Genomic DNA, 11,750 nt, shown 5'->3' on the forward strand with positions numbered 1-11,750 from the left:
TTTTGCGTTGCCTATTTTCTACCTAATGTTTAGCTTCACATTCTAGATGTACATATTTGAGAGAGATAAAAGCATTTGCGATACATTCTTTTTTTCAATATCGGCTAAACGTCGCATAGCTTCTACAATGAGAGCATCTCTTACGTGCTGTGCAATACGGAGGTGGTGGAAGGCGGGAAATTGGATCATATCAGATGTAAAATCCACGTGCGATATAAGCTGAAATCCGAGCTTTGCCCGAAAGCCTATCGCCACAGAGAATGCAACGGGTTTGTTTTCATTTTCTAGTACACCATATTGATATGGCGACAAACCGAGAACGCGCGCTGCAAATTCTTCAGAAATGTTATTTTCTTTTCTAAATCGTTTCGCGGTGATTGCTACTGAACGATAGTAATCTTCACCAAACGCTTCCAGGTCTAAAACTTTCGGCGGGAATAGCGAATTGTAATCAATCTCACGATAGCCCTCCGTGTTTTCCATTTTTAAGCGAAACTCTTCAAATTCCTCTTTATCTTTATCAGAATAAAGATGGGTAATTATATCAAGCATCGAGTTGAATTGTTCTGTCGGTAACTTGCCAATCCTCACCAATGCCTCGACTGAAGCATCATCCATCCCACGATAATACTCGCGTAACTTCAATCCATAGTAAAATGCGGTCATCGGCACCATCATCGCCCATGAGTAAGCAGCGACAACATGGATAGGGCGATGAGCAGTGTAAGACGCTTGCATATACTTCTGTAGGGTTTCGACATTAATCCCCGAGAACTTTTTCTTCAGTTCAGGAAACGAAACATCGTGAGCACGCCTTACATAAGACATCGACAATGCGATATCGGAATCGATATCTTTTAACATTGTGTCTAACTTATTAATATGCTCTTCGCTAACCTTATCTTCGGCACTTCGCGTTAATAACATACCAAATATACAATCCTTTGAATTTTCATCAATGGTAATCAGAAAATCTCATCTTTAAACTGAAATTTTGTTATTTGTAGACTTTGTCCCAATATAGGTATCTACACATTGCGCCAATAAAATCTGACGCCCTAGATTCGCTACAAAACATGAGAAATTTTGTTACTATTTACGTATTAATACGCAGAAGAAAAGCTCTCAAAACAAGAACAGCATCTTCGCATCTATACTGGATGACGCAAGAAATGCCAACGCTCAACCAACAAAAATGAAAAATAAGATTGCGATTTTTTATGAAAAAGCCGCTGATACAAAGGTATCAACGACTACTTCAATATATAGGGAGCTAACAAGAACGTTAATCTAGGCTGCTATTCAAACAACCTTTCAATGACATTACTTCTTATTACTTGCGATTCGGGTGATTCAAAATGTGGTCTTCCCAATCGATCACATCGATCTCATAAACCACTTTTTCCTTTACCGATTCATCAGCTTCATGCATTGCATCTTTCGAGCCAGTGATCAATGGGTGCCATGTAGGAAGTGTCTTCCCTTCCGCCAATAAACGATAAGAGCAAGTGTCTGGTAACCAATAGAATTCATCGATCTTATCTCGCGTTAACTTAAGGCACTCTTCGTCATAGTTAAAGCGATTAGGATAATCCTTACAAGAACACGTTTTGTCGTCGAGCAGGCTGCAAGCAATATTGGTGTAGTAAAGCTCTTCTGTCTCTTCGTCGATCAGTTTATGAAGGCAGCACTTTCCGCAACCGTCACACAGTGATTCCCACTCTGCATCCGTCATCTCAGTCAGCGATTTTTGTTCCCAGAAAGGTGTCGACATCTTTACCTATACCTACTCAATATTGCTAGAAGGCGCCCGTTATACCACCGGAGCGGGAAAGTTCAAGGACTATCCATTCCATAACCCCAGAATAAAGGACGCAAGACGCACTATCAGTGCCTTGCAAATTCACTTATCGTGTCCTTTGCGTTCTTAATAGTGTAGTGGTACTGTGCGCGCCTTCTTTACATATGTAGGCGAATATCGTGAGCAAACAAGAAATCAGTTGCCGACTAGGTTGTGGTGCGTGTTGTATTGCCCCAAGCATCTCTTCGCCCATTCCAGGCATGCCAAACGGCAAACCCGCCGGACAACGTTGCATTCAGCTTAATGACGACAACTTATGCAAAATTTTTGGTCAGCCTGATCGTCCGGCAGTTTGTAGTCAATTTAAAGCAGACCGCGATATCTGCGGTAGCACCAACCAATACGCTATTGACGTTCTGACAGAGTTAGAGTCCCTGACCTAACGGTCCTCGGTCTTCTCGTTCTTCTTCCGTGAGTGCACGTAGTATCTTCGCAGGATTTCCCACCGCAATCACGTTTGCGGGCACATCTTTCGTCACGACACTTCCCGCCCCAATGACACTGTTTTCACCAATGGTGACGCCGGGCAGCACGATAACCCCACCACCTAGCCAAACATTATTGCCAATTGTTATCGGTAACCCATACTCCACCAACTCCCGCACACGACGCTGAACATCAAGCGGGTGCGTAGCCGTTAATAGCTGCACGTTGCTCGCCATCATGACGCGATCCCCAATCGTCACGGGGGCAACATCCAAAATCGTGCAGTTAAAATTCATAAACACTGACTCACCAATGTAAGTATGAATGCCATAGTCACAATAAAAGGGAGGTTCAATGTAGACACTCTCATGGGCATTTGGCAGCAGGTCCAGTTTGGCTTGAGTCCATTCAGGGCTGTCAGGCAAGCTTTGATTAAATCGACGCATTGCTTCACGGCAGTGTATTTTATCCGCCACCAGCTCAGCATCACTTGCACGGTATAACTCCCCACTGAGCATTTTCTGTTTTTCGGTTATCACTCTTGTTTTATCCCTTTAAACTTGGTCATTGAACGTCTACAAGACTGCCACACTCAAGCCAGACACTTACTTTTCAAAAGTTTGATATCTATAGTTAATGAAGCATGCGTTAATAGAGTAAGCACATTACCCAAATAAGAATTTAAATGCTGAGATCGCTACTGATTTTCCTTCCAATACTGACAATATTATCAGGCTGCATAACAACGCCAGAGAAAGCTTCGCCTCTCTTTAAAGGTGAGCACTCTCAATGCTTTCAGTTACTTTCTGACTTTTATACTTCCATTGAAACGCATCGCACTTACTTGCTGCCCTACGCGCAAGATCAACGGTTCCCCTATTTGGCATTTGACCGATTCAGCACATCTTTTAGCCAAGAGCTGAATGACTCACAATCCAGTCAACAATGGCTGTCATATGTAGGGAAAATGGGGAGACTTCAGCTAGAAACCGCTTTGAAACTAGCCCCCCGCGAGGAGCAAAATGTCGACACTTACCTTAAGTGCCAAGCTGACTTAACCGCAAAAAGTGCCAGCCTTCCTGCTTTTTGGCTATCCATCTCTCAACAACCACCAGAAATAGAAACTGCTTATCAACATTGGAAACGCGTCGTGGGTATATACCCTATTGGAAGCCTTATCGCAGAAGGGCGCATCGAAGAAGAGCAGGCCCATATACAATCAGCATTTCATCGTCCTTTAGCCCATCCCTTTCAGTATGGCGACAAACGTGAACCGATTTCAGATGTAAAAGCAATCTTGGAACAAGCTCGGCGTGGCTCCTTACTGCGATGGCCGCAGCTCAACGAGGACCAAGAAGCCGTTTTACTCGGGCATTTTTCGCCAGTCATTTCCGTAGAAACATTATCAAAAGATGACTTACCAGGAGCACTACTCTTTGATGAGAGAGATCAGAATCTCACAATCGAGACTAAGCAGCCAACACTCTATCAAGGTATTACCTACACGCGATTTCAAGGTGACGTACTCGTCCAACTGAACTATATCGTTTGGTTTCCTGCGCGAACCGCGAAAAGCACCTTCGACCCTTACGCAGGCGAATTTGATGCGATTAACATCAGGCTCACGTTGGATAACAACGGGCACCCTTTGATTTTAGATTCCATTCACCAATGTGGTTGCTTCCATATGGTGTATTCGTTAAACCCGACACTGACATTCTTACCGTCTGACGGTGAACGTCCCATCGAAATGTCACTGCCAACACCATCGAATCACTCACGGTTGCATGTCTCACTCTCCGCGGGCGAGCATATGATCACGCAAGTGTCCTTTACCGATAACATTCAACCCGACATTCCTTTAAGCCCTGCGCCACTGCTGAGCTTGGCTGCATTACCTTCAGGCGATGGGCAGCATAAAAGTCCTTTTGACCGAGACGGTATTCTTTCCGAAAGTGCCCGTGGTGAGCGGTGGTTTTTGTGGCCGTTTGGTGTGCGCTCCCCTGGAGCCATGAGGCAACAAGGGCAACATGCCATTGCCTTTATTGGTGAGCGACATTTTGATGATGCATTTCTGTTTGAAAACGTATTACAACGTGAAGACAAATAAACAAAAGAGACAGATGCCAAAAACAAAAAAGCGAGCTATTAGCTCGCTTTTTTAACGGTTGATACGCGAAATTAATGCACGTGTCCGTGCTCAATCTCTTCTTCAGTTGCATCGCGAACTTCGCGGATAACACCTTCAAAATAAAGAACAATACCCGCAAGTGGGTGGTTGCCATCAATGGTCACTTGGTCACCATCAATTTCAACGATAGTCACTTGGATATTTCCTTGTGGACCTTGCGCGTTAAACACCATGCCTACTTCAATTTCATCAACACCTTGGAATACTTCCTTGTCCACAGTTTGGATGAGGGCTTCATTGCGTTGACCGTAAGCATCGTCAGGGTGAACTTCCGCATTGAATTCTTCACCTTCAGCTTTGCCAGCCAAGGCGTTTTCCAACCCAGGGATGATATTGCTTGCACCATGGAGGTACGCCAGTGGCTCATTGCCTTCTGACGTATCGATAATCTGTCCAGCATCATTCTTCACGGTGTAATCGATTTTTACGACTTTGTTTTCTTCAATCATATTGCCATCCTTTATCGGCAATGAATGTATGCATCTGAAACACTGACAGATACTCCGCTATGTTTGACTCTAACACAGAGAACGAAAAGCAGACGGATATAGGAGGGGAATCGGCATATCGCTTTCTAAGAAACGTGAAGCGTTGCACTCTAAGAGTAAATCCGGTGCAACACTTCCCACGCTAATGCGCTATCGCCAGAGGCCTTTAATGGGATAATCAGGACTAAATCGATGGGCGACCTGTGCTTGCAGTAACTCCGCCGTTGCTATCGCATCTGTCAATGCATTATGCCCCTGATAAAAGGGTAAATTGTATCGACGGCGGCTATCAGCCAAGCGTATGGAAGTCAGCGACTTTTTCAGCAAGCGCGACCAAAATTTTTGGCTCGGCTTACGGTAATACCAAGACTCAATTTCCAGTGTATCAACCACAGGGAACAGTAACCCTTCACCTAATCGATGTTTAATGGCCGAGTCAATAAACTCGCGTTCAATACGGCGGTAATGCACCACCACCACTTTACCTTCAAGTGCCGCTAATACCTCTTCCAAAATACGGCGTAAATCAGGCGCATCGCTCACATCAGAGTGCGTGATACCATGAAAAACAACAGACTCTTCATGCAAGGGTTTGCGCGGCTTAACAATCCAGTGGCGCGACTCGCGGCAGTGAATGCGGTCTAGGGTAAAGGGAACCAAACCAATGCTGATAATATCGCTTTTGCTTGGGTCTAGCCCCGTTGTCTCCAAATCGAGCGCAACAAACTGCACTTCAGATATCGGCGTTTCACCGTTTACCACACCCGCTTCATAGAAACGTTTTAACAACGGCACTTTGGCCTTTTGTTTTAATCGCTTAATCAGCGTTGGCCAGTCTGGCCCTGCCTGAATAAGGGGCATACCTTTATTGGGTTCAAGAAACAGCACAATTAGCCCCTTAGTTACTGCGATTTGGCTGATAACGGTATTTCAAAAACTTCTGCGCATTACTTAAAATTTGGAAAGCATCTTTCAAGTTTCGGCGTTCAAAATCTGAGAGGTTTTCTGGTTCAATGTTGTTGTCCGGCTCAATACCTTGCTCAACATCAATCGCCTGATGACGAATCCGCACCATAGAAATGAATTCCATAGCATCACGAATATCTTCACCACGCCCTTTCGGCAAAATGCCCGCTTCGATGATGTCATCCAATCGCTCAAACGAGTTTTGCGAACGCGAGTCAACCGCTAGCGCATGCACTCGAATTAGATCTGCCAAAGGTGCAGTTCCGCGGCGTTTCAAATTGATAGAGTTTTTATGTGCACCATCTTGCTCCATCACAAAGCTCTTAAAGAAACCCAAAGGCGGCGTTCGGTTCAGCGCGTTTCTCGCCATACACGCTAAGAAACGGTTATTGCGACGGGCGCGACGACCAATAAATGCCTTAAGCGTTTCCGCCCAGTTGGTCGCACCGTAAACCCCATCCAGATCGAAGAAGATATTGCTATTGAGAAGAGATTTCGGGTTCGGATGGTCAATCCAATCCGCAAAGGTGGCTTCCCACTCGGTGCGGGTTTTACGCCACTCAGGATTGGTCGCCATAATGTTACCGGTACAATAGGCGTAACCACAGCGTGCCAGACCATCGGATACAAACTTGGCAAGTTGCGCGAAATATTCACCGTGTTCTTTTGGATCGTATTTATCATCCAAGATCATCGCATTGTCCTGATCCGTGACGACAGACTGTTCGTCACGCGCCATCGAACCCAATGCCAAGAAACAATACGCCACAGGCGGAGCACCTAGCTCTTCCTCCCCGAGCTCAAGCAAACGCTGTTTAAAGCTTCGGCCAATCACAGACATCGCCGAGCCAATCATGTGCGAGTTTGCATCTTCCGATACCATACGAGAGAAACAGGCTGGCACATCTTTGGAGAGTGCTTCCAAGTCTTCCACGGTTTGTTGCCTGAAGATGCTGCTTACAATGACCAGACTACTTTGCGACTCATGGCGAACGATGTCTGACAACGCAATAACACCCACCGGTTTATGGTGACGCAAGATAGGAAGGTGGTGAAGATTGTTTCTCAACATCACCAGCATGGCTTCAAACACGTAGGCATTGTAATCCAGTGTGATTAGCTGAGGCGTTAAGATGTCAGAAACGGGGGTTGAATAAGGCAGTCCTTCCGCTAATACACGTGTGCGTAAGTCTCGATCGGTAATGATCCCGACAATACGCTCCTGATCGACGCCCTCTTCATCTTCTTCGATAGTCATGACCAGCAACGAAGAGACGCCTTCATCAGTCATCAAAATCGCGGCTTGCTGAACAGAAGATTCGCAGCCAATCGTCACTGGGTCTCTCAGGATCAGGGATTTAACCTTTGATGTGGTCAAGTCGCTGCTATCACGCTGATTTTCGACCGCCTGACGCAGTCGCATTCCATCTTCCACTTCCATGAAATCTGAAAACGCCTCAAAGCGTTCACTCAGATCGTCAAACACCGTATCCGGAATGAAATACACCAAGCTGTCTTCAATGGCTTTTGCAGGGAAACGAACTCGACGGTTCATCATCAACCCCCACTGGCCAAACGCATCTCCTTCCGTGAGTCGATTGAAAAGCTCCCCTTTCCTGCGGTAAATCTCAACGACACCACTTCGTACTATGCACAAGTCCTTGATCGGTTGACCGTATTCAAAGATTTGCGCGCCAGAACGAAAGTAGGATATTTCCACCTGCTTTGCGACGTCATCCACCGCGTCTTCAGGTAAGTCTGTAAAAGGCGCGTATTGTTTGAGAAACGCTGCGATTTCGATTTGTTCCGCTTCCATTAATTCTCAATCTCTGGGTAACCACATAGGGGTTAATACTAACTATACTGCGGCGCAGTCCCTTACTGACGCCGGAATACGAAGCAGGGCAGGTATTTATAAAAACACCTGCCCTGCCTCGTTAAATCATGTTGCGATTAACTTCGAGGCTCTGACATCAGCCCTTTAATAAGAGACACACAAGATACCAGCAAAACAATCGTGAACGGGAACCCCGTTGACACCGCCATTGCTTGCAAGGCCACCAAGCCGCCTCCCATCAGAAGTACGATTGCCACCAAACCTTCAAACGTGCACCAAAACACACGCTGAGGCACTGGGGCGTCAACCTTACCGCCTGCTGAAATGGTATCGATAACCAAGGAACCGGAGTCCGATGATGTAACGAAGAACACTACAACCAGAATAATACCGATAAATGAAGTGATCTGTGCAAATGGTAGCGCATCTAACATCGCGAACAATTGTAGTGGCAATGCAGCTTCTGTCACTGCGGTGTAACCATCGTTGACAACCTGACTAATGGCCGTACCACCAAATGCCGTCATCCACAACACACACGCGGCTGATGGGATAAGTAGCACACAGATGACAAACTCACGCACTGAACGTCCACGAGATACGCGCGCGATAAACATGCCCACGAATGGTGACCAAGATATCCACCATGCCCAATAGAACGCCGTCCACCCTTGCGAGAAGTTGGCATCTTCCCGCCCAAACGGATTAGACAATGCCGGCAAGTGTTCGATGTAAGAGGTCAAGTTACCAAAGAAACCCGTAATGATAGCCAGCGTTGGCCCCATAAAGATCACAAACAGTAACAAGGCCAATGCGAGCATCATATTGATCTCAGATAGGCGTTTTACACCCGCATCCAAACCTGCCATCACCGAGACAAGCGCAAGAATCGTAATGAAAACAACAAGCACGATTTCGGTGGTAGTACCCAATGGCGTACCAAAAAGGAAATTCAAACCCGCCGATGCCTGAGATGCGCCTAAACCCAATGACGTAGCCAGACCAAACAAGGTCGCGACCACCGCAAGGATATCGATAACATGACCGACCCAACCCCACACACGCTCGCCAAACAGGGGATAGAAAACAGAGCGCATGGTTAAAGGCAAGCCCTTGTTAAACGAAAACAGTGCCAACCCGAGAGCCAACACGGCATAGATTGCCCATGGGTGTAATCCCCAGTGGTAAATCGTCGCTGCCATTGCAAGGTCGATGGAACCTTCAACATCGCCCGCTGCCGCGCCTAGCGGTGCCCAGTCCGTACGCACCCCACCTTCAGACGCTGTCCCACCGAATGACGAAGCATAGTGAGACAGTGGCTCTGAGACGCCGTAGAACATCAAACCGATGCCCATGCCCGCAGCGAACAGCATCGAGAACCATCCAGCGTAGGTATAATCGGGAGTCGCTTCTGTGCCGCCTAAACGCACTTTGCCAAGAGGGCTGACAATGAGGAAAAGGCAAACCAACACAAAGATGTCACCCGCTGTTAGGAAGAACCAATCTAAGTTAGAGGTCAACCAACTGCGGATATCGCCAAAAACGGGAGCAACCTCTTTCTGAAAAGCCAGTGTGACAAATACAAACAGTGCGATCGCAATGCCTGAAATGAGAAAGACGCGGTTATGGATATCGAGCCCGAACGGACCGATTTTGAGGGCTATATTGTCTTGCCCGACCTGGTAGTCTGTATCAATGGGGTTAACGTTACCATCAGGTTTCATTAACTCCTCATGACTTTTATCGCTCACAGTAAACTCCTTTGTCCGTCTAGCGAGTTAAGCTGTCAACGCCACCTAAGCACTTAGTGTAATTGTCAACAAACCGACGAAATAACAACGAAAATTTGCGACGCATAATGAACGTTAACAAACTAAACACTGTAACATATCCTTAGTGTTCAACGCTTAATTTATGAGATACATGTCAATTTAACTCCAACCAACCCGCCAAAGTGGACGAATTGCCGCCACTTTGCCGCGTTCTGTCGAAATTATTAACCATTGAGCTCTAAACATTGGATACGAGCCATCACCAAGCTTATTCAATGTTCTTCGAACAAATTGCTTAAATGCGCCTATCGCGATCCAAATTCGGCCAGTATCACACTTGGTATTGCTAAACACATCAGAGCGATTTTAAGACGGATCACTTGAGAGCGACCAAAAGACAACACGAAATAGTCACTCATTATCAGTTCACTATTTCGTGGTGCCCTAAACAGCAGTCCGGGTGGCGGCCACCCGGACTGAAGCGGTGTTTATTTACGAGGTTCTGACATCAAGCCTTTCACCAAAGAGAAGGCACACATGAGTAGAACGATACAGAAAGGTAAACCGGTAGAAACAACCATTGCTTGTAGCGATGAAAGGCCACCACCCAGCAAGAGTGAAATCGCTACCAGACCAACAAAAGAACACCAGAAAATACGCTGTGGAACAGGTGCGTCAACTTTACCACCCGCAGAGATAGTATCGATCACTAGCGAACCTGAATCTGATGATGTTACGAAGAACACAACAACCAGAATAATACCGATCAACGAAGTGATGCTTGCCAGTGGCAAACCATCAAGCATGGTGAACAATTGCAATGGCAACTCGGCATCAACAACTGAACGGTAACCACCTTGAAGCTGCTCGATTGCCGTTGTACCAAACGTGGTCATCCACAATACACATACTGATGTCGGGATAAGCAATACGCAGATGATGAATTCGCGAACTGTACGACCACGCGATACACGCGCGATGAACATGCCAACGAATGGTGACCAAGACATCCACCACGCCCAATAGAATGCAGTCCACCCTTGAGAGTAGTTTGCATCTTCTCGACCGAAAGGCATCGATAGTGCTGGTAGGTTGTCAAAGTACGCGCCCATGTTGCTGACCAAGCTGCTAAAAATAGACAGTGTTGGACCCACAATGATCACGAATACCATTAGCAACGTTGCCATCAGCATGTTGAACTCAGACAGGCGTTTCACGCCCGCATCCAGACCAGCAACAACAGAGCTCAAAGCGAGGCCTGTGATACCAATAATCAGGACGATCTGCGTCGGGGTGCCATTTGGAATGCCAAACAGGAAATTCAAACCTGCTGCCGCCTGCGAAGCACCAAAGCCAAGCGATGTCGCCAGACCGAACAAAGTCGCCACAACTGCAGTAATATCAATAATGTGGCCTGGCCAACCCCAAATGCGCTCACCAAATACTGGGTAGAACACAGAGCGCATTGTCAGAGGCAAACCTTTGTTGAACGAGAACAGTGCCAATGACAAAGCCAGCAATGCATAGATTGCCCAAGGGTGCAGACCCCAGTGATAGATAGTTGCTGCCATGCCAAGATCTTTGGCTGCTGCCGCGTCATTAAACGCACCACCTAATGGGGCCCAGTCAGTGCGCAGACCATTAGCATCTACCACGCCGCCCAATGAAGCAGCATAGTGTGACAGTGGCTCAGATACACCATAGAACATCAAGCCAATACCCATGCCTGCGGCAAACAGCATCGAGAACCAACCCACATAGGTGTAATCTGGTTTTGCTTCGGTACCGCCAAGACGGACTTTGCCCAATGGGCTGACAACGAGGATTAAGCACAGCAACACGAAAAGGTTACCTGCGCCAATAAAGAACCAGTCCATTTGTGACGTCAGCGTATTACGCAATTCGCTGAACATTGGACCGACTGAGTTTCGGAACAGTAAGGTGACTACAACAAACAGTGCAATCATAGAGCCCGAAACGACAAACACGCGGTTATGAATGTCTAGGCCAAAAGGGCCGATTTTTAGTGCAATGTTATCCTGACCAACCTGATAATCGGTATCAATTGGATTAACTGCACCATCCGGCGCCATTAATTCATCGTGGCTTTTATCACTCACAACGACAACTCCATTTTCCTTTGAGGTATTACAAAATAAGCACCAACTGGTGCTTAAAAGACCTTATAATATGCGTCTTTTTGTTTAGT

At 46.5% G+C, this 11,750-nt stretch carries 10 protein-coding genes; 2 read left to right on the forward strand and 8 right to left on the reverse strand.

Going from position 1 to position 11,750, the window contains the following annotated elements:
* Positions 1-42: 42 nt before the first annotated feature.
* The gene (locus LRP49_RS09050; protein ID WP_274141754.1) at positions 43-927 is read right to left on the reverse strand and encodes a hypothetical protein; all 885 of its coding nucleotides are present in this window, start codon (positions 925-927) and stop codon (positions 43-45) included.
* A gap of 406 nt (positions 928-1,333) precedes the next feature.
* Positions 1,334-1,774, reverse strand: coding sequence for a YcgN family cysteine cluster protein (locus tag LRP49_RS09055; RefSeq protein ID WP_274141756.1), 441 nt, complete (start codon positions 1,772-1,774; stop codon positions 1,334-1,336).
* Between the two features lie 221 nt (positions 1,775-1,995).
* On the opposite strand from LRP49_RS09055, the gene LRP49_RS09060 reads away from it, so the two are divergent.
* A complete protein-coding gene (locus tag LRP49_RS09060) occupies positions 1,996-2,244 on the forward strand; it encodes a YkgJ family cysteine cluster protein (protein WP_274141941.1) in 249 nt (82 codons plus the stop codon).
* On the opposite strand, the gene LRP49_RS09065 is transcribed toward LRP49_RS09060, so the two are convergent.
* Entirely contained in the window at positions 2,227-2,826 is a 600-nt protein-coding gene (locus LRP49_RS09065; protein ID WP_274141758.1) for a sugar O-acetyltransferase, read from the reverse strand. The genes LRP49_RS09060 and LRP49_RS09065 overlap by 18 nt on opposite strands.
* Before the next feature lie 146 nt (positions 2,827-2,972).
* Between LRP49_RS09065 and LRP49_RS09070 the strand changes: the two genes are divergently transcribed.
* Entirely contained in the window at positions 2,973-4,397 is a 1,425-nt protein-coding gene (locus tag LRP49_RS09070; RefSeq protein ID WP_274141759.1) for a hypothetical protein, read from the forward strand.
* A gap of 71 nt (positions 4,398-4,468) precedes the next feature.
* Here LRP49_RS09070 and LRP49_RS09075 read toward each other — a convergent pair whose 3' ends face one another.
* From LRP49_RS09075 to LRP49_RS09095, 5 genes are all read right to left on the reverse strand, one after another.
* Entirely contained in the window at positions 4,469-4,927 is a 459-nt protein-coding gene (locus LRP49_RS09075) for an FKBP-type peptidyl-prolyl cis-trans isomerase (protein WP_274141761.1), read from the reverse strand.
* A 189-nt stretch (positions 4,928-5,116) separates the two neighbouring features.
* Entirely contained in the window at positions 5,117-5,854 is a 738-nt protein-coding gene (locus LRP49_RS09080; protein ID WP_274141762.1) for a 3'-5' exonuclease, read from the reverse strand.
* A gap of 10 nt (positions 5,855-5,864) precedes the next feature.
* On the reverse strand, positions 5,865-7,748 hold the full coding sequence (locus tag LRP49_RS09085; RefSeq protein ID WP_274141763.1) for a putative nucleotidyltransferase substrate binding domain-containing protein: 1,884 nt from the start codon (positions 7,746-7,748) through the stop codon (positions 5,865-5,867).
* A 137-nt stretch (positions 7,749-7,885) separates the two neighbouring features.
* On the reverse strand, positions 7,886-9,493 hold the full coding sequence (locus LRP49_RS09090) for a BCCT family transporter (RefSeq protein WP_420791535.1): 1,608 nt from the start codon (positions 9,491-9,493) through the stop codon (positions 7,886-7,888).
* Positions 9,494-10,029: 536 nt separating this feature from the next.
* Positions 10,030-11,661: a BCCT family transporter gene (locus tag LRP49_RS09095; protein ID WP_274141765.1), complete on the reverse strand. Its 1,632-nt coding sequence runs from the start codon at positions 11,659-11,661 to the stop codon at positions 10,030-10,032.
* Positions 11,662-11,750: the final 89 nt, after the last annotated feature.

The organism is Enterovibrio qingdaonensis, from assembly GCF_028683135.1.
In the GTDB taxonomy this organism is placed as follows: Bacteria; Pseudomonadota; Gammaproteobacteria; order Enterobacterales; family Vibrionaceae; genus Enterovibrio; species Enterovibrio qingdaonensis.